An 18,033-nucleotide genomic window follows, 5' to 3' on the forward strand; every position below is an offset into this window, starting at 1 on the left:
GCCGGCGGGGTTGGTCTCGGCCAGTCGGCGGCGGATCGTGACGGCTTCTTCGATCGCTGTCAGTGCCTCGTCGCGTCGGCCTACCTCACCCAGATCGACCGACAGGTTGTTCAGCGACATGGCGAGGTCGGGGAGGTAGCCGGCGGGGTTGGTCTCGGCCAGTCGGCGGCGGATCGTGACGGCTTCTTCGATCGCTGTCAGTCCTTCGTCGTGCCGGCCTACCTCACCCAACCGCACCGACAGGTTGTTCAGCGACATGGCGAGGTCGGGGAGGTAGCCGGCGGGGTTGGTCTCGGCCAGTCGGCGGCGGATCGTGACGGCTTCTTCGATCGCTGTCAGTCCCTCGTCGCGTCGGCCTACCTCACCCAACCGCACCGACAGGTTGTTCAACGCGCGCGCATATCGGTCCTGGGACACCTCATCACGGGCAGCGTCAGTCCGTGTCGCCGCTACCAGCCTCTGCCCCACCGCCACCGCCACCTGCGTCCGCGTCGTCGCAAACCCCAACCGGTGCAGCAGCGCGTCCAGTTCCTCCACCTGCGCCAGGCTCAACCCACCGTCACTGCCATTCACCGCAGCCACGAGCTCTGACTCGAATCCCACCGGATCCACCACCACCAACGCCGGCACATACGCCGGCGGGAACCGGACCGCCAAACCCGCCAGCCCATCCCGGACAAGCCCCAACCCGTCCCGCCACACCCCGCCCGGATCCGGCGTCGACAAACACCGCCGCAGCACCGCCGTCGCGTGCGCCGCTACCTCAGGATCATCATCACCACACACCGCCGCCAGATCATCAATCCACTGTCGCCGGCTCGACGACCGAGCAGCCAACTCCAACAGGTGAATATCCGTCAAGCGATCCGGCTTCGGCGCCTGCCACACCCGTTCCCGCGACTCATCCGGAAACAACCCACACAACACCCGCACCAATCCATGCCCGTCCACGTCGCCCACACCCGACACCCCAGAAAGCCGGCTCACCACCTGCATCGCCTCGTCCACGGTCCCCGGTGCCGTCAACGACACCATGGCCACCGCCCACGCCTGCCCCACCTCACCCAGATCCAGACCTACCGCGTTCAGCGCCGCCGACACCTGACGCTGCTCATGCCGCAACACCCCCACCAACGCGTCCAAGTCACCTGGATCCCCTCCTCGCGGCCCGTCCGCGGCATCCAACACCGTCAACAACGCCCCCGCATACAAATCCAACGTCGTGGCGAACCCGCCCCCGAGCAACGACGCCTGCCCGACACCCGGCGGCACCTCGAAGCCACGCTCACGGGCATGCACCGCAAATCGCTGCACCGCCCGCGTCCACACCTCCCACTCCCGGCCCTGATCCCAGTCCCGCGACAACGTCGCCAACCGCATTGGCCGGGGATGCACCCAGTCATGCAGCCGGTGATCCACCGACAAAGCACGGAACCAATCCGCATCCGTGCGCGCCAGCAGCAACACCCGTACACACCTGGCAGCGTCGGCCTCCGCAATGGTGTCCAACAGCTCGGCCACCACCGGACCGACGTTCTCCGCGTAGTCGACAACCAGGAGCGTCCGCACCCGCAACCGGACCGCCGCCTGCACCCCGGCGGTCAACTCCACCACCCGCTGCAAATCGCGCCGCGCTCGCTGCCCCGCCGCTCCGCCCTGTGCCAGATCGGACAGCCGCACCGCCCGCCAACTCGGCGACGGCACCGACACCACCCCCGCCGACCAGCCCTGCTCCCATAGCCGCCGACACACCTGACCCGCGAGATGCGTCTTGCCCTGCCCGCCCGACCCACACACCAACCGCACCACCGGTCCACCGGCCGACACACACCAGTCCACCAACGCGTCCGCCTCGCCACGCGGCTCGGCCTGGATCACGCCCGCATCCGGACGCAACCACGAACCCACCAACGACAGGTCGGGCCCCACCACCGGCCCAAACAACAACCTCTCCAACTCGGCGACCGTCCCCACGACGGGGACCTCGGCCACCTGCCGATCATCAGCTAGCAGTACTACCGAACGGTCACCAGTGACCACCACGCTGTTGACCGCCGAGCCGACCGACCGGTCACCTGCGACGTCAACATCACCCACACCTGAGCCGGCGTCAGACCTCACCGGCGATCGTCTTTTGGGGAACCCACCCCATCCACCGGCTCGGCACCGCCCAGGGCACGGGGCTGGCCAACCACATTCCGGTCCCCGGTAACCACCGTGCCGTCACCCGCCGACCCGACCGACCGATCACCAAACACCGTCACCGAAGACTGCTCATTCCGCCGGTCCGTCCCACCGCGCCCTGGGTTGGTCAAGCCCACCTGCACCGCCGCCATGAGCGCGACGAGCGACGCCAGACCGACGCCCCAGACCCACTGCCACCGCTCCGTGAACTCATTCGTCACCACAGCTACAGCGGCAGCTAACACGACCGACAGCACAGTGAATACGACCCGACGCATCCGGCTCCTCCCCCTGAAACACGCCGCTCACCTATACCACCGAGCGTCAATGACCTGTTCCCTGAGACCAACACCCGACAATCCCAGTCCACATTGAGGCCGGCAAGCGCATAGATCAACAAGCGCAGGATCGACACGGGAATGACTTCAGGAATTGCGATAGCGTCGGGAGCCACCAAGGAATCGACCTGTGCACCGGATCGTGTTTACGCAGTCTGCGGCCGAGGTCCGGCTTCCTGTTCCGCTCCATGAACGGAGGGCAGTGGAACGACAGAGCCGCCAGCAAGGTACAGCGGAGCGTGCAGGTCGCGAGCGCTCATCGCCGCCTGGACTCGCATGGCGACGTTGCCGGGAAGATGCCGCTCGGCCTCTCGGGGCGGGACGAAAGCGACGTCCGCCAACTCCTGTCCCGGCAGATCGAAGCCATCGAGGTTATCGACCGACCCGCAGTCGAACGTGAAGCTGATGATCGCGCGTGGCCGCTCCCCGGCGGGCGGTGCCCAGTCGACGACGAGAAGATTGCCCACCACCACCGAGATTCCTAACTCCTCTCGAATCTCGCGGGCGCAGGCATCATGCGGGTATTCGCCCTCGTCGACATAGCCGCCGGGGAAGGCCCAGTGGTCGCGGTACGTGGGTTTGACGAGCAGCACGTTGCCGTCGCGGTCGGTGATAAAGGCCGCGGCGGCCGCGTAGAAGGAAGCCAGGTTGGCGTACCAGGTGGCGGGCTCCGTCCAGGTCACCTCGGCGACGCTAGCGGACGGGCCGAGGTGGTCAGGGGCGGCCCGAGTCAATTGGCCTCATAGAATTTCCGTGTGGGTACGTATTCAGAGCGAGCTGCGGCAACCTCGCAGCGTCACCTGCGGAGTTGCCTACCCCGTCGGTGGCGGCACGTACAGGCGGTGGCGGTCAAGGCGGAGCGGCTTGCGTGCCTGGTCGGAGACGATGCGGACCTGCTGACGGCGGCTGCCTGGCTCCACGACATCGGATACGCCCCGGATGCCGCCGATACGGGTCTGCACTCGCTGGACGGCGCGCGCTGGCTACAGCGTCGAGGCTTCGAAGCGCGAGTCGCTGCTCTGGTCGCCCACCACTCCTGCGCTGCGTACGAAGCGGACGAGCGCGGTCTGGGCCAGGCCTTGGCCAAAGAGTTTCCCCGTGAGGAGACGGCGACATCGGATGCACTCTGGTACGCGGACATGACGACTGGTCCAGACGGTCAGGACCTCAGCGTCGATGAAAGGTTGGAGGAGATCCGAGAGCGCTACGGCCCGGACGACGTTGTGACTCGGTTCTGGCACAGGGCTGAGCCGACGCTTCAAGACGCGATACGTAGGACCCAGATACGCATGTCAGCTCAGCCGACATAGGGTTCAGGACGCCACTGGAATCCATGGTCGACCCGAAGCCGCATGGAGGGGTGGATCGAAAGGTGGTCCAGTTGGTCTTGCGCCACCCAGCGCACTGACGATGACTCGTCGCTGGTCGTAGGGTCTCCCGACACGTAGCGGCCGCGGAAGCAGATCGAGAACTGCTGCCGCACCTCGCCGTCGCTGTACTCCACCACGTGGTTTGGGTTCGTGTAGATCCCGACCACCCCGGTCATCTCAACCTCGATGCCGGTCTCCTCGCGCGTCTCCCGGACAGCCGTTTCGGCGATGTACTCGCCGAAGTCCTGGGCACCGCCGGGTAGCGCCCACAGGCCGTTGTCGGTGCGTTGGATGAGCAGCACCCGCCCTTGGCCATCCTGGACGAAGACGGTCACGGCGACGACGATGCTGTTGGGCTTCGGGGCGTTCGGGTTGTGGAAGTGCTCGATCCGGGCCATGCCGTCAACCTCTCATCGGGCGGATCAGTGCTCGGGCCAGACGGAGCTGCATGTTGCCGTCGGGGTTGGTGATGAGCGCCGCAGCGGCGTAGAAGGAAACCAGGTTTGCTTACCAGGTGGCGGGTTCCGTCCAGGTCACCTCCGTGACGCTAGCGGAGCCAGACAGTGTGCCCGGTCTAAGCGGTTGCTGGTATCGCGTGGCTTACAAGCGGTAAAGGTAGCTGGACGTGGCTGATAAATCCGGCTGGCGTTCCACGTGCCTTCGGTGACGGCCGATGTACTGTCCGAAGCGCGACTGCCTACCGCAGGCCTATTTGGAGCAACGATGTCCGAATCTGCTTCGCCTTTCGCTGAAAGACTCAGGACTCTGATCAAGAGTCGGGGAGTCAGTTACCGCGCGCTGGCTGGAAAAACTTTCTACAGCAAGAGCTATCTCCACGACCTGGCCTGCGGTCGAAAGAATCCGACCGTGAACACGGCGCAGCGTTTGGACGCTGCTTTGGAGGTGGGCGGGATGCTGGCTGCGCTTGCCGTGGCCCCCGGCGCCGAGGAGGGGTCGGCGGTCACCTATGGGTTGCGGTGCGATGCCGAACAGCTCGCCGACTTGCTCGTCGCGCAGACGCCCAACCCGGAGATCGCGGCCGCGCTGGCACATCAATGGCTGATCGCGGAGCCGCCGCAGCGATATGAACTGAGCGCGGGCCGCCGCGTCGGAGACGAGACGGTGGCTCGCATCGAAGGTCGGGTTCGCCAGCTTCGACGGTTGGACGACCACGTCGGTGGTGCAGAGACCTACACGATGGTCTCCGCCGAGTTGGCCGCCACCGCTGACCTGCTTCGCGAGGGCAGCTATCGAGAAGCGGTAAATCGGAGGCTGCTCGTCGCCATCGCTGACCTCTGTCAGTTGGCGGGCTTCGTCGCCGAGGACTCCGGCCGGGTCACTGAAGCACGTCAGCATTATTTGACTGGGATGCGGGCCGCGCACGCTGGTGGCGACAGCGCCAGCGCGGCCAACTGCCTCAGCAGCCTGTCCTACCTTGAGGCGAATCTCGGTGACAGGCGCTCTGCCGTCACCTTGGCAAGGTCGGCGTACGTCGGTGGTCGACATGCGGCAGAGGCCACCGGCCAAGCCCTACTGCTGGAGCGGGTCGCCTGGGCACACGCGCGTCTGGGCGAGGCGAGCCTTGCCGAACGAGCACTGGGCGATGTCGAGCGAGTCTATGAACACTGCGACTTGGACGAAGCTCCCTCCTGGGCGTACTGGCTGACCCGCGACGAGGTTGAGGTCATGGCTGGGCGCGTGTGGACCGAGTTGCGGCGGCCACTGCGGGCTGTGCCCATCTTGGAGGGTGCGATCGCTCGTTACGGCGACGACTTTCCACGCGAGACTTCCTTGTATCTCAGTTGGCTCACGGAAGCCCTGTTGCAGGCCGGGGAGCTTGAGCACGCCGTGGTCGCGGCGGGGCGGTCTGTGGGCCTCGCGCGCTCGGCACGGTCGCAGCGCGCAGTCGACCGTATCGCTGAACTGCGTCGCATGATTGCCGCCGCTCAGGGCAGTACGGGCGCTGCTGACGAGTTCCTGAAGGTGTCCGCCGACCTGTCCGCCGTGACAGGCGGACACCTCGGGAGACAGTAGCGGACGCGATCCGTCTGGATCGTGGCTGGTGATCGTCACAGGCTGTTACCTGGGCGTCGCGAATGACCCGCTTTGGGGGTCATGACGTGCCGGGTGCGACGGCCAACTCCGTCACGTGCACGTCGCGCCCCGATCCGTGAGGTGGGCGATGAGCGGCAGACGAACTAAGCAGGGCGACGAGCCGGCAAGCAAGGGCGAAGAGTCGGACGCGGTCGAGCGTGAGGCGGCCAAGCAGCGCCTCCTGGCGCAGGCCGAGGCGGAGCGCGTACCGGTGGAGGACACGACCCGTGCGGTCCCGGATCGGCGGTGGCGGCGTGACCAGCGATGACCTGCCGATCGGCCGCCGGGTCGCGCGCTGGCGGGTACGGCGCTCGATGACGCAGCAGCAGCTCGCCGACCGTCTCCGTAGGTCGAAGAGCTGGGTCGACAAGGTTGAGCGGGGTGTGCGCGCCCTGGACCGGTACTCGGTGATCCACGAGGTGGCCGAGGTGCTGCGGGTCGACCCGGAGGTGCTGCTCGGCCAGCAGCCGCAGCGGACGCCGGTCGGCGCGCTCGGCGGGGTGGACGACATCCGGGCCGCTCTCGCCCGCTACGACACACCGGAAGCCACCGGGCAGGCGACGGAGGAGGCGAGAAGGCAGGTCGGGCATGCCTGGTTGACCTACCAGCATGCGCACTACGCGCAGTTGGTGCGGGTGTTGCCGGGTCTGCTCGATGTCGTGCAGGGCGTGCGGGCACCGGAGTTGCGGGTGCAGACGTACCGGATCACCTCCGCATTGCTGGTCAAGCTCGGTGAGGCCGACCTCGGGTGGCTGGCCGCCGACCGGGCGATGGCCGTGGCGGGTGACGATCCGGCGCTCGCGGCGACGGCGGCCGTGTCGGTCGGGCAGGCGTTGCGCGAATCGGGCCGCGACCGTCTCGCCCTGGCCGCGACGCTCGCCGCCGCGAACCGCATCAGGCCGCAACGGTCGCCGGGGGAGTGGGCCGTGGGCGGGACGCTGCTGCTCCAGGCGGCTCTGGCCGCCGCCGGCTCCGGCGAGCACCGCCGCGCCGACGAGCTGACCGACCGGGCCGCGGGCGTCGCCGCCAACCTTCGGGGGTACGACGATGAGCACCGCACCAGCTTCGGGCCGGTTGCCGTCGACCTGGCGCGGGTGCTGGTGGCGGCGCAACGGGGGGACGCCGACGAGGCGGTGCGTCGACACTCGACGGTGGTGCGGCGGGAGGGGTGGCGGCGACTGCCGGCCGAGCATCGGGGCGCCTACCTGCTCGACGCCGCGCGGGCGTACCTGCAACTGGGTGACCTGCGTGGCGCGGCACGCGCCCTCGTCGACGCGGACCACGTCGCGCCGGCCGAGGTTCGGTGCCGGCCGTTGGCGCGTACCGTGATCGCCGAGATCGCCCGCGCGCAGCCTGCGCCGGCTGGCGTGGCGCGACTGGCGACGGTGGTCGGTCTGACCCGCTGACGGACGAGCACCGGCGCAGGGCGGCGGCCGGATTGATCCTGCGCACCCCATCGGGCACCGAACCGCCCGCCACTCGCGCGGGTAACCCAGCTTCGGCACCCTCGCCGGGTCGGCGGGACGCACCTTCGACCCGGCCAGCGGCTCCTGCGGCATCCACCCGGCATCGCGGTGCTCCTGTCCGCCGTCCCGGGCCGGGATGTGGTCCTCGTGCATCCCTCGCACGCCACTCCATGGCGATCATCAACCCTCGTCCGGACGCCAAGTCGACAGAAAGGGATTGCCGAGACGGCCGACAGGAATCGGGGTAGAAAAATGCCAGCGGGCCGGCTACATTGTCACAATGTAAGCCGGCCTTCGTCTCATCGGCAGCGGGGGCGGTCGTCAGATCGACGAGGAGGACGAATGATCGTCAAGCGCAGGCTCATGGCAGGGCTGTCCACTTTCTTGCTGTCGATCGGAGCTGGCGCCTTCGTGGCGACAACTCCGGCTCAGGCGGCTCTTGCGGACTGCTCTGACAGCCCCCAGTTTTGCCTGTATGACTATTGGCTCAGTCCCTCCGAGCCGCCGTACCCCGGGAACACGCCCCGCAACACGTGCATCAAGCTGCAGAGCTTCGACGACGACTTCGTCATTAACCTGACCAACACGAGGTGGTACGTGTTCCGCACCACCACCTGCAACGGCTCCCACGGGGAGATTCCCCCCGGCTATGCGGGCCTGCTCCCGGTCGGCTACGACTACGGACAGACCCACGCGATCATGCGAACCAGCCGTACCAGCTAACCCCGAGATCACATTCATCGTGCCGCCACCTGGGTGAGTCGCGCTGAGTGTCGCCCATTGGATAATCATTTATGACGTTCAATCAATAAACGTTCGGGTGGCATCGGTTCTGTCAAGACGATGGCTGAGGGCGACATTCGACGACGGCGGCGTGAGCACGTGGACGTCTCCGAATTAGCTGACCTTCCACCGGATCCGAACCCGGTGCCGGATCACTGCGACGTGCCATTGGCGACGAGGAGCGGCAGAAGTTCGGTTCTCCGCTCAGACTGCATCGACAGTAGGCGAATCGCGTCCGGTCGCTCGCCTACTGTCGTATGTCTGCGCGAGTCGCTGCTCTGGTTGCCCCTCACTCCCGCGCTGCCTACGAAGCAGACGAGCGCGGTCTGGGTCAGGCGCCGCGCGGGCGTACCTGCAACTGGGTGACCTGCGTGGCGCGGCACGCGCCATGGTCGACGCGGACAGTGTCGCGCCTGCTGAGGTTCGGTGCCGGCCGTTGGCGCGTACCCTCATCGCCGATGTCGCCCGCGCGAAGCCGGCGCCGGCCGGCGTGACGCGACTGGCGACGTTGGTCGGCCTCATTCGGCCGTGAGTAGCCGGGTCAGCGTCCCGACTGCTGGGAGAGCGCTGATGATCGACTCGGGTTTGGTGAACTCGCGGTGTCCGAGCCGCTCGGACACCGCGAGTTCCTGAAAAACGAGTCGATCTTGGGCCCGCGCGCCGACCGCGCGCCGGCGTGGCGCGACGGTGTCGGTCTTACCCGGTGACGGACGCGCGTCGGCGTAGGTCCTCCGCCGGGTCGATGGTGCGCACCGGGTCGGGGACCGAGCCGCGTCGCCGCCACTCGCGCGGGTAGCCCAGGGAGACCTCTTCGAACCGCACCCCATCGTGGAACGTCGTGCGGGGGATGTGCAGGTGCCCGTAGACCATCGTCGCCGCGCCGAAGCGCAGGTGCCAGTCGCGGGTGCGGACGGTGCCGCACCACTGGGCGAACTCCGGATACCACAGCACGTCGGTGGGTTCGCGCACCAGTGGGTAGTGGTTGACCAGCACGGTCGGCAGGGCCGGGTCGCGCTCGGACAGCCGGCGCTCGGTCTCGGTGATCCGGGCGTCGCACCACGCCTCCCGGCTCGGGTAGGGGTCGGGGTGCAGCATCGACTCGTCCGAGCAGACCACCCCTGCCTTGTACGCCAGATCCAGCGACTCCTGTTTGGTGCGCGCGGCGGGCACCCGGAACGTGTAGTCGTAGAGCACGAAGAGCGGGGCGACCGTGGCGGGGCCGCCCACGCCGTCCCAGACCGGGTAGGGGTCTTCCGGGGTGACGACCCCCAACTGTCGACACATGCGGACCAGTTCCTGGTAGCGCGCCCTCCCACGGAGTTGCACCGGGTCGTCGGGCGGCGTCCACAGCTCGTGGTTGCCCGGTGCCCAGACGACCTTCGCGAAGCGGGTGCTCAGCAGCGCCAGTGCCCACTCGACGTCGGCGTACCGCTCGGCGACGTCACCGGCGACGAGCAGCCAGTCGCCGTCGTGGTCCGGGTGTAGCTCCTGGACGAACGAGCGGTTCTCCGGGTACGCGATGTGCAGGTCACTGACGGCCCGCAGCCGAGGCGAAAGACTCACCCTGCGAGGCTAGGCCGTCGCGAGCCGATCCGGACACCCCTGTCCTGCCGTCTCGCGCCAGCGGAGGCGGTCAGCAGAACCAGCCGTCCTGCACCCAGCCGCGTCGGTTGATATACCCGTACGCGAAGCCGTAGACGTAGCCGCCGCTGCGGGGACCCTCGACCAGGAAGGTCTGCCCCTGGTAGAGAGTGCCCATCCAGGCGCCGTTGGGTTGGGTGCGGACGAACAGGTCGCTCGCGCACACTGTCTCCCGTTGGCCGATCGTGCCGTTGGCGGCCTGCGCGGGGGACGGCAGGGTCACGGTGGCGGCGACGATCCCGGCCAGCAGGCCGGCGACCGTCCGACGTCGGGTCACCATGAGTCGTACCCACCGATGCACTCGGCGCGCAGGTAGCCCCAGTCGTTGGGGCCGAAGTCGAACGACGCCGCCCACCCGTTGTAGACCGGGTGCGCCCCCGGCGTGTGGCCGATCTTGTTGCCGTAGACCAGGGTGCGCTTGAGGCCGGTCGGCCCGCCGGCCGAGTCGTAGTTGGCGTAGAAACTGGCGCTCTGACAGACCACGATGGCGTGCCGTGGCACCACCGGGTCGGCGTGGGCCGGCGTGGCGCCCACTGCGACCGTGGCCGCTCCGATGGCCAACGCGGCGACCCTCGTGCGCATTCGTCGGGGCATGCCCACCTCCCGTACGCCGAAACTTTCCTACCGGCGAGCGTACCGATGAGGTTGATAAATGTCGATGGTGCGGTGGTCGGGTGAGCGCCTGCCGGGGTGCCTTCGGTGGCCCGCATATCCGGCGACCCGACGGGAAAGCGCGGGGGGTCCGACAGCCCGAGACCGGAGCAGGAGACAAACATGCCTTTCATCACCGTGGGGACGGAAAACTCCGCACCCATCGACCTGTACTACGAGGATCACGGATCCGGTAAGCCGGTGGTGCTGATCCACGGCTTCCCGTTCAACGGGGCGACCTGGGAGAAGGAAACCAGGGCGTTGCTCGAGGCCGGATACCGGACGATCACCTACGATCGCCGCGGTTACGGCAACTCGGCGCAACCAGCCTTCGGGTACGACTACAACACGTTCGCGGCGGACCTGGACGTGCTGATGACCGAGCTGGACCTCAGCGACGTGACCCTGGTGGGGCACTCGATGGGCACCGGCGAGGTGATCCGCTACCTGGGTAACTACGGCTCCCAGCGAGTGAGTCGGGCCGTGGTGCTCAGCCCGCTGCAACCCATGTTGGCCAAGGCCAGCGACAATCCGGAGGGTGTCGAGCGGAGCCTCTTCAAGGGCTTCCAGGACGCCATCATCAAGGATCGCTTCGCGTACCTGACGTCGTTCTGCGACGCGTTCTTCAACCCGGATCAGAACATGGGCAAGCGGGTCAGCGAGGAGGCGTACCGGGCGCACTGGCAGATCGGCGCCATGGCCTCCGGTAAGGCCACCCATGACAGTGTGGACGCCTGGCAGGAGGACTTCCGCCCGGACCTGCCGAAGATCGACATTCCGGTGTTGATCGTGCAGGGTGACCAGGACCGGGTGCTGCCCTACCCGGTGACCGGCCAGCGGCTCGGGCCGATGATGCCGACCGGCAAGCTCATCACGCTCAAGGGCGCGCCGCACGGTATCCCGTGGACGCACGCCGAGGACGTCAACAAGGCGATCCTGGAGTTCATGAAGCAGCCGGCGAAGGCTCGCGCCTGACCCGTACCGGTAGCCGATCGGACGCCGGCACCGTGCGGTGCCGCGACACCCGGCCCACGGTTCGCACCGGGGCCGGGTGTCGCCGGCGGTCAGGGCCGGAGGGCCACCACCGCGCCGTTGGCGCCCGGGGCGTCGAACGGCACGGTACGCACGTCGACGAAGCCGGCGTCGGCAAGCCAGGTCCGGTATTCGGCGCCCGAGTAGTTGCGCCCGCCCTCGGTCTCGACGAGCATGTTCATCCCCATCAGCGCCGCCTCCGGTGGCCCGGTGCGTTCGTCGTTGAGCAGCAGCTCGCAGACGACGATCGCCCCACCGGGCGGCAGCGCCGCGTGGCAGCGGGCCAGCAGCGCCCGGTTGGTGGGCTCGTCCCAGTCGTGCAGGATCATGCTGAGCAGGATGACGTCGTGCCCGCTCGGCAGCGCCGGATCGACGAGGAAGTCACCGGCCACCGCGTCGATCCGCCCGGTCAGACCGGCCTCGGCGATCCGCTCCCGCGCCCGGACGCACACGTGCGGCAGGTCCAGCACCGTCGCCCGCAGGTCGGGCAGGCGGCGGCAGAACTCGATCGGGAACGCGCCCGCCCCACCGCCCACGTCGAGCAGCCGTTGATGGGCGGAGAAGTCGTACGCGTCGGCCAACGCGCTGGCGGTGAAGCTGGACGTGGAGAACATCGCGTCCCAGAACTGCGCCAGCATCGCCGGGTCGGCGGTGTCGAACATCGACTGCTGGGACTCCGGGTCCCAGGTCAACGGTCGATCGGTGCGCAGGGCCTCGCCGATGCGATGCCAGGGCAGGTAGGTGCGCAGGTCCGAGTAGCGCACCTGCGCGCCGAAGTAGTAGGGGCGGCCCTCGACCAGGAACTGCTCGGCCAACTCGGTGTTGCGGTAGCCGGCGCCGGCCTTCTCCAACAGGCCCAGTGAGGCACTGGCGGCCAGCAACAGGTCTGCGGGCCGGTCGGGTAACCCGAACTCGGCGGAGACGTCCTCCACGGTCATCGTCCGCCCGCCGGCCAGCCGGGTGAACAGGCCGAGCTCGACGCCGACCGCGAGGGTCTTGAACCCCCACACACCGGCCACCAGGCGCATGAGGGGAGTCGGAGTGTTCATCGCGACATGAGATCACAGATCGACTCCCTCCACTATGGGCGCGGGTGGCCGGGTCAGAAGGTGCTGATGTCGAACCGCGTAGCCGTGGCGCTCACCGGGCCCCGACCGACCTCGTTGCCGTCGATGTCGAGCGCCCGGTAGGTGCCCTCGCTGGTCAGCCTGTCGCCGTTCACCTGGGCGTGGTGCAGCGCCCGAACCTCGCCGTTGTAGCGCAGCGGCTGCCCCTTCAGGTCGTGCGGCAGCACCTGCCACAACAGGAACGTGACAGTCCGTCGGCCGGTGGCCTCCCACCGACCGGTGGCGATGTGGATGCCCTGCGCGAACGACAGGAAGAAGCCTCCGGGCAGGAAGGTGAACAGGGCGACCTCATCCTCGTGCGGCAGGGTGACCACCCCGCGCCAGGTGCCCAGCACCGGGCTGCCGGACACCCCGTGGCCGGGCGGGGCCGCCTCGGCCACCCCTCTCGCGCCCATCGCGGTGCCGAGTGCCAACGCGCCGACCCCGGCGCCCGCACCGGCGGCACGTCGCAGAAACCGCCTCCGGTCAACGTCATCTGTCATGGGAAACACCTCGCGGATCGCTCGAACGGTCAGGACCGAGAACGACCGTATGGCGGTGGCCCGCCCTCCCACATCGATCGATGGAATGCGAGTCCCGGGTGGCCTGTCCGTCCTTCGGCTGAGCCGGCCGGCCGAAGGACCGACGTTCACGCGCGGATCAGCGTCACCAGCCCGGCCGCGACAAGCACGCCCGCCCACAGCCGATCGACGTTGAACCACGCCCGGCGCAGCACGCCGACCCCGAGCACCTGGTAGACGAGCATCGCCACGGCCACGGCAACGCCGAGCATCGCCGCGGTGTGCACCCCGGCCGCGGCGAGCCCGGTCAGCGCACCCACCGGTGCGGCGGCCAGGTGCCCGGCGTGGCCCCCGGGCACCGGCTCGGCCACCAGCACCGGCAACAGCATCAGCCCCGCGCCGTGCGCCGACGACATGAGAAACGACCAGCCGGCGAGCTGCGCCGAGGACAGTCGCATCCCCGCCCAGCGGAAGTGCCGCTCGGACAGCAGCCGCCACAGCCCGAAGGCGACGAGCAGCACGCCGCCGACCACCGCGAGGGCGGTGCTCGCCGTCACCGACCGGGTCGCGGTCACCAGCGCCGCGACGATGGCCACCGAGGCGAGATGCCCCGCCGCGATCGGCGGCAGCGACCGCAGCAGCGCCGCGCGGCTGCGCTCCTGCAAACCCCGGGCCACCGCGAACAGCCACCCCATCGCCGGGTTCAGACCATGGAACGCGCCGAGCGCGGCGAGCGTCGCCAGGGTGGCGACGGTCACGGAAAGCAGTACGAGTCGGAGGACGCGTCCCCGCCCTGCAACCGGGTCTGGTGCACCCGCAGCCCGCGGAACTCCTCGCCGTGCGGGAAGAACCGCTCGTCCGGGGTGAGCCCACCAGCGTCGGTGTCGACGTCGAGCTTCGCCAGCCAGGCACCCACCCCGTCGGGGTAGAACTGGTCGTCCCAGGCGCCGTAGAGGGAGTTGCTGACGTAGACCCGTCGGCCGTCCCGGCTGACCTCGACCATCTGCGGGCCGCCCGCGAGGGCCTCGTCCGGTGCGGACGGGTGGGCGGTGCGGCGGACGATCCCGCCGAGGTGCACCGAGCCGGTGTGCACCGGGTGCAGCGGGTCGCTGACGTCGTACTGGCGCAGCTCACCGGTGCCCCAGCAGGAGACGTAGAGGAACCGGTCGTCCACTGACAGGTCGATGTCGGTCACCAGTGGCGGCACCGCGCCGAACGGCTTGAGCAGGTCGGGCAGGTCCGCCGGGTCGGCCGGCTCGGCCGGGATGTCGATCACCTTGGTGACCGCCCAGGCGTCCCCGTCGCGGTGCCACAGCCAGACCGAGGCGGACAGGTCCTCCACACTGATCACCACCCCGACGAACCCGTACGACTTCGTCGGGTCGTGCGCCGGGCGCAGCTCCAGCGGCATCTGGTATTGATCGCCCAGGTCGACCCGCTGCACGTGGCGACGTTTCGCGAGGTCCCAGAAGTGGATGGCGTGGCCGTAGCGGCGGCCCAGCAGCAACTCACCGATGATGCCGTCCTCGATCATCGACGGGGTGCCCCACTCGCTGGTGACCAGCACGTCCTGGGTCAGGTGCCACCACACGTCGTACGCGAGGAACTGCGGACCCCGGTCGGCCTCCCACGCCCCGCGGACCTCGAACGTGGTGTGGTCCAGGATCGCGATGCCGCCCGGCCCTTCCGCGCCGTCCGCGCCGCCGAGGGCGGACAGGTAGATGCCGTCCGGGCCACAGTGCACCGTGTGCGGCCGGGAGTAGCCGGCCCGCTTGGCCAGCTCCTCCGGCCCGATCACCTTGACCACCTGCGGCTGGCGCGGGTCGGGCTGGGTGTCGAGCACGTGGATGCGCGACGACCGCAGGCCGGGCACGATCAGGTAGCGCCGCTCGACGTGCGGGTGCGGTGCGGTCGGGCAGAGCGCGCTGCTGCACGCGTTCCAGCCGAAGTGGTGCAGCTCGTCGCCGAGGTGCGGCAGGTCGGTCCAGCCCACGACCCGGCCGTAGTCGGGGGAGTCGGGGTCGGTGTCCAGCACCACGATGGCGTCCGGGCGGCTGGCCGTCCGGTCGAAGGCCGCCACGTAGGCCAGCTTCTCCGCCGGTGCGGTCACCGCCTCGCGGGGTGAGGGATAGAACGTGGGGTCGGGGGTCCAGCGGGTCATCACAGCTCCGCTCGTCAGGTGGTGGGAACGCCGAGTCGGTCGAGCAGGTGCCGGCGCAGCGCGCCGAAGGCCGGGTCGTCCGGCGTACGGGTGGGGGCCAGGTCGACGGGAAGGTCCGCGGCGATGCGGCCCTCGTCCAGGAGCAGGATCCGATCGGCGAGCAGCAGTGCCTCCTCCACGTCGTGGGTGACGAGCAGGGCCGCGAAGCCGTGCTCGGCGCGCAGCCGGCGCAGCAGGACCTGCATCCGCAGTCGGGTCAGCGCGTCCAGGGCGCCGAACGGCTCGTCGAGCAGCAGCAGGTCTGGTTCGCGGACCAGGGCCCGTGCGACGGCGACCCGTTGCGCCTGCCCACCGGAGAGCTCGGCCGGCCAGGCGCGGTCCCGTTCGGCGAGCCCCACCTCGGCCAGCGCCCGCTGGATCCGGCCGGCAGTGTCCGCTCCGGACAGCCCGAGCCCGACGTTGGGTGCGACCCGTTTCCAGGGCAGCAGCCGGTGCTCCTGGAAGACCACCGCGGCGGTGCCGTGCACGACGATCTCGCCGCTGGCCTCGCCGTCGAGCCCGGCGAGAATCCGCAGGAGGGTGCTCTTGCCGGAGCCACTGCCGCCGAGCAGGGCCACCACCTCGCCACGGGCGATGGTCAGGTCGACCCCGGCCAACACGACGGTCGGCCCGAACGCCCGGTGCACCGCGTGCGCGGTCAACACCAGCGTCGTGCCGCTCAGGTGGCCCGCAGTCCGCGACGCCATGTCAACATCCTCCTCTCCAGGACCCGCAACGCAAGGTCGGATATCAGCCCGAGCAGCGCGTAGACGAGCAGGCCGAGCACCACCACGTCGGTCTGGCTGAACTCCCGTGCCTCCATCATCAGAAAGCCGATCCCGGTTTGGGCGTTGACCTGCTCGCCGACGACCAGGCTGAGCCAGGCCGCGCCGATCGCCAGGCGCAGGCCGAGGAACAGGGCCGGTAGCGCGCCGGGCAGCACCACGTGCCGCAGCCGGGCGGCCTGCCCCAGCCCGCAGGTACGAGCGGCCTCCACCAGCCGCTCGTCGATGTCCCGGATGCCGGCGTAGGTGTTGAAGTAGATGGGGAAGAACGCGCCCAGCGCCACCAGGCTGATCTTGAGTGACTCACCGATGCCGACCCAGATGATCAGCAGCGGGACCAGGCCCAGGTGCGGCAGCATCCGGGCCATCTGCACCGGTGGGTCGACCAGGTCGTCGCCGAGGCGCAGCAGACCCGCCACCGTGCCCAGGACCAGCGCCAGGACGCCGCCGATCAGCAGACCCGCCCCGGCGCGGGTGAGGGAGTCCAGGAGGTGCACGAAGAGCGTCCCGTCCCGGGCCAGCCGCCAGCCGGTGGCCAGGACGTCACTGGGCGCGGGCAGCTTCTCCGGTGCCAGCAGCCCGGTCCGGGCGGCCAGCTCCCAGCCCAGGACCAGCGCCACCGGGCTGATCAGCCGCCGGTAGCGCCGGGCCACCCCCGGGCGCCGCGGCGCGGCGGGCGCCGCGGTCACCACCTCGCTGGGGGCCTCGGCGAGCGTCGTGCGGCTCACTGGAAGACCGCGCTGAACCGGTCGTCGACCCGGGACCGCAGGTCGACCGGGCCGGGAATGAGCTCCAGGGCGATGAAGCTGTCGGTGATCGCCTGGAGTTCGTCGCCGATGGCCGGGGTGACCGGGGCGAGCGGCTTGGCGCTGCGGGCCAGGGCACGGCTGGTGACGTCCTGCGGGATCTTCAGCTCCGGCGCGAGGGTGCTGGCCCGTTCCTCGGGGTGGGCGATCCCCCAGTCGGTCACCTCACGGTAGCGCTGGAGGAACGCCCGGATGTCGTCCGACCGCTTGTCGACCGCGCCGGGGGCGGCCAGGACGTACTCGCGGTTGCTGGCCAGACCCGTCGCGTCCGCGAGCACCTGCACCCCCGGTTGCTCGGCCAGGGCGAAGTACGGGTCCCAGATCACCCAGGCGTCGATCTGCCCGCCGTCGAACGCGGGCCGCCCCTCGGCGGGCTTGAGGTACTTGACCTGGATGTCCTTCAGGGTCATGTTGTTCGCCTTGAGGAGCTGGACCAGCAGCCAGTGCACGTTGGAGCCCTTGTTGAGGGCGACCGTCTTGCCCTTCAGGTCGGCGAAGCTGCGGTAGCCCCGATCGGCCTTGACCAGCACGGCCTCACCCTGCGGGATCGGCGCGGAGGTGCCGATGACGGAGAACGGGATCTTCCCGGCCGCGGCGAAGACGGGCGGGGCCTCGCCCACCTGTCCGATGTCGATGGACCCGGCCTTGAGCGCCTCGGTGAGCGCCGGGCCACTCTCGAACAGCGCCCACTCCACATCCGGTGCCGCGCCGCGCGCCTTGACCAGGCTGAGGCCACCGAAGCGCTGGTACCCGATCCGGAGCTTGCCCTTGGTGCCGCCCGCATCGGCGGTCCCGCCGCACGCGCTCACCGCGACCGTGGCGAGCAGCGCCACGGTGGTGAGCGCGGCCGTCAGGAGGCGGCGACGCGGAGGGCGGCTCGTTGACGGGGTGGGCATGGCGGCTCCTCGGGTCGGGCAAGCGGGGGTGGTGGCGCATCGACAGGTGGTGAGTAGCCTACTAACCCGATAGGTTTTATGGGTAGGCTGTCGGCGCGATCGTCCCACCCCTCAGGAGGTGCCCGCCTCGCCGCGTGCGCCGACCGTCCCCGCTGGAGGA

20 protein-coding genes are annotated in these 18,033 nt (G+C 69.3%); 6 read left to right on the plus strand and 14 right to left on the minus strand.

Annotated elements, in window-relative coordinates:
- The 3 genes from AB0B14_RS02250 to AB0B14_RS02260 all read right to left on the minus strand — a co-directional run.
- Positions 1-1,992 (minus strand): tetratricopeptide repeat protein (locus tag AB0B14_RS02250; RefSeq protein WP_357520733.1); only part of this gene is annotated, 1,992 nt, incomplete at its 3' end.
- 125 nt (positions 1,993-2,117) lie between these two features.
- The gene (locus AB0B14_RS02255) at positions 2,118-2,462 is read right to left on the minus strand and encodes a hypothetical protein (RefSeq protein ID WP_357520735.1); all 345 of its coding nucleotides are present in this window, start codon (positions 2,460-2,462) and stop codon (positions 2,118-2,120) included.
- Positions 2,463-2,668: 206 nt separating this feature from the next.
- Positions 2,669-3,205, minus strand: coding sequence for an NUDIX hydrolase (locus AB0B14_RS02260; RefSeq protein WP_357520736.1), 537 nt, complete (start codon positions 3,203-3,205; stop codon positions 2,669-2,671).
- Positions 3,206-3,277: 72 nt separating this feature from the next.
- Here AB0B14_RS02260 and AB0B14_RS02265 point away from each other — a divergent pair, with 72 nt between their 5' ends.
- Positions 3,278-3,832 (plus strand): HD domain-containing protein, encoded by a 555-nt coding sequence (locus AB0B14_RS02265; protein WP_357520738.1) that lies wholly within the window; start codon positions 3,278-3,280, stop codon positions 3,830-3,832.
- Here AB0B14_RS02265 and AB0B14_RS02270 read toward each other — a convergent pair.
- The gene (locus AB0B14_RS02270) at positions 3,820-4,290 is read right to left on the minus strand and encodes an NUDIX domain-containing protein (RefSeq protein WP_357520740.1); all 471 of its coding nucleotides are present in this window, start codon (positions 4,288-4,290) and stop codon (positions 3,820-3,822) included. The genes AB0B14_RS02265 and AB0B14_RS02270 overlap by 13 nt on opposite strands.
- Positions 4,291-4,615: 325 nt before the next feature.
- Here AB0B14_RS02270 and AB0B14_RS02275 point away from each other — a divergent pair, with 325 nt between their 5' ends.
- The 4 genes from AB0B14_RS02275 (at position 4,616) to AB0B14_RS02290 (ending at position 8,175) form a co-directional block, all read left to right on the plus strand.
- On the plus strand, positions 4,616-5,926 hold the full coding sequence (locus AB0B14_RS02275; RefSeq protein WP_357520742.1) for a helix-turn-helix transcriptional regulator: 1,311 nt from the start codon (positions 4,616-4,618) through the stop codon (positions 5,924-5,926).
- 148 nt (positions 5,927-6,074) lie between these two features.
- Positions 6,075-6,254 (plus strand): hypothetical protein, encoded by a 180-nt coding sequence (locus AB0B14_RS02280; RefSeq protein WP_357520744.1) that lies wholly within the window; start codon positions 6,075-6,077, stop codon positions 6,252-6,254.
- Positions 6,241-7,392: a helix-turn-helix domain-containing protein gene (locus AB0B14_RS02285; RefSeq protein WP_357520746.1), complete on the plus strand. Its 1,152-nt coding sequence runs from the start codon at positions 6,241-6,243 to the stop codon at positions 7,390-7,392. The genes AB0B14_RS02280 and AB0B14_RS02285 overlap by 14 nt, the downstream gene beginning before the upstream one ends.
- A gap of 402 nt (positions 7,393-7,794) precedes the next feature.
- Positions 7,795-8,175: a hypothetical protein gene (locus tag AB0B14_RS02290; protein WP_357520748.1), complete on the plus strand. Its 381-nt coding sequence runs from the start codon at positions 7,795-7,797 to the stop codon at positions 8,173-8,175.
- Positions 8,176-8,931: 756 nt separating this feature from the next.
- On the opposite strand, the gene AB0B14_RS02295 is transcribed toward AB0B14_RS02290, so the two are convergent.
- From AB0B14_RS02295 to AB0B14_RS02305, 3 genes are all read right to left on the minus strand, one after another.
- Positions 8,932-9,798 (minus strand): metallophosphoesterase, encoded by an 867-nt coding sequence (locus AB0B14_RS02295; RefSeq protein WP_357520750.1) that lies wholly within the window; start codon positions 9,796-9,798, stop codon positions 8,932-8,934.
- Positions 9,799-9,868: 70 nt separating this feature from the next.
- Positions 9,869-10,156 (minus strand): hypothetical protein, encoded by a 288-nt coding sequence (locus AB0B14_RS02300; RefSeq protein ID WP_357063719.1) that lies wholly within the window; start codon positions 10,154-10,156, stop codon positions 9,869-9,871.
- Complete coding sequence (locus AB0B14_RS02305) at positions 10,150-10,470, minus strand: hypothetical protein (RefSeq protein WP_357063716.1); 321 nt, start codon at positions 10,468-10,470, stop codon at positions 10,150-10,152. Before AB0B14_RS02305 ends, AB0B14_RS02300 begins: the two co-directional genes overlap by 7 nt.
- Before the next feature lie 180 nt (positions 10,471-10,650).
- Between AB0B14_RS02305 and AB0B14_RS02310 the strand changes: the two genes are divergently transcribed.
- Positions 10,651-11,502 (plus strand): alpha/beta hydrolase, encoded by an 852-nt coding sequence (locus tag AB0B14_RS02310; protein WP_357063713.1) that lies wholly within the window; start codon positions 10,651-10,653, stop codon positions 11,500-11,502.
- Positions 11,503-11,591: 89 nt separating this feature from the next.
- Here the strand turns inward: AB0B14_RS02310 and AB0B14_RS02315 are convergent, their stop codons facing one another.
- From AB0B14_RS02315 to AB0B14_RS02345, 7 genes are all read right to left on the minus strand, one after another.
- On the minus strand, positions 11,592-12,608 hold the full coding sequence (locus AB0B14_RS02315; RefSeq protein WP_357520752.1) for a methyltransferase: 1,017 nt from the start codon (positions 12,606-12,608) through the stop codon (positions 11,592-11,594).
- A 53-nt stretch (positions 12,609-12,661) separates the two neighbouring features.
- On the minus strand, positions 12,662-13,168 hold the full coding sequence (locus AB0B14_RS02320) for a hypothetical protein (RefSeq protein WP_357520754.1): 507 nt from the start codon (positions 13,166-13,168) through the stop codon (positions 12,662-12,664).
- Positions 13,169-13,314: 146 nt separating this feature from the next.
- Entirely contained in the window at positions 13,315-13,944 is a 630-nt protein-coding gene (locus AB0B14_RS02325; RefSeq protein ID WP_357063706.1) for a hypothetical protein, read from the minus strand.
- Positions 13,941-15,347 carry a selenium-binding family protein gene (locus AB0B14_RS02330; RefSeq protein ID WP_357063702.1) on the minus strand — a complete coding sequence of 469 codons (1,407 nt, stop codon included), beginning with the start codon at positions 15,345-15,347 and terminating at the stop codon, positions 13,941-13,943. Before AB0B14_RS02330 ends, AB0B14_RS02325 begins: the two co-directional genes overlap by 4 nt.
- A 14-nt stretch (positions 15,348-15,361) precedes the next feature.
- Entirely contained in the window at positions 15,362-16,093 is a 732-nt protein-coding gene (locus AB0B14_RS02335; protein ID WP_357063699.1) for an ABC transporter ATP-binding protein, read from the minus strand.
- Positions 16,066-16,899: an ABC transporter permease gene (locus tag AB0B14_RS02340; RefSeq protein WP_357520756.1), complete on the minus strand. Its 834-nt coding sequence runs from the start codon at positions 16,897-16,899 to the stop codon at positions 16,066-16,068. Before AB0B14_RS02340 ends, AB0B14_RS02335 begins: the two co-directional genes overlap by 28 nt.
- On the minus strand, positions 16,896-17,873 hold the full coding sequence (locus AB0B14_RS02345; protein WP_357520758.1) for an aliphatic sulfonate ABC transporter substrate-binding protein: 978 nt from the start codon (positions 17,871-17,873) through the stop codon (positions 16,896-16,898). The genes AB0B14_RS02340 and AB0B14_RS02345 overlap by 4 nt, the downstream gene beginning before the upstream one ends.
- Between the last annotated feature and the right edge of the window lie 160 nt (positions 17,874-18,033).

Origin of the sequence: Micromonospora sp. NPDC049171 (assembly GCF_040648275.1) — a bacterium.
GTDB lineage: Bacteria > Actinomycetota > Actinomycetes > Mycobacteriales > Micromonosporaceae > Micromonospora.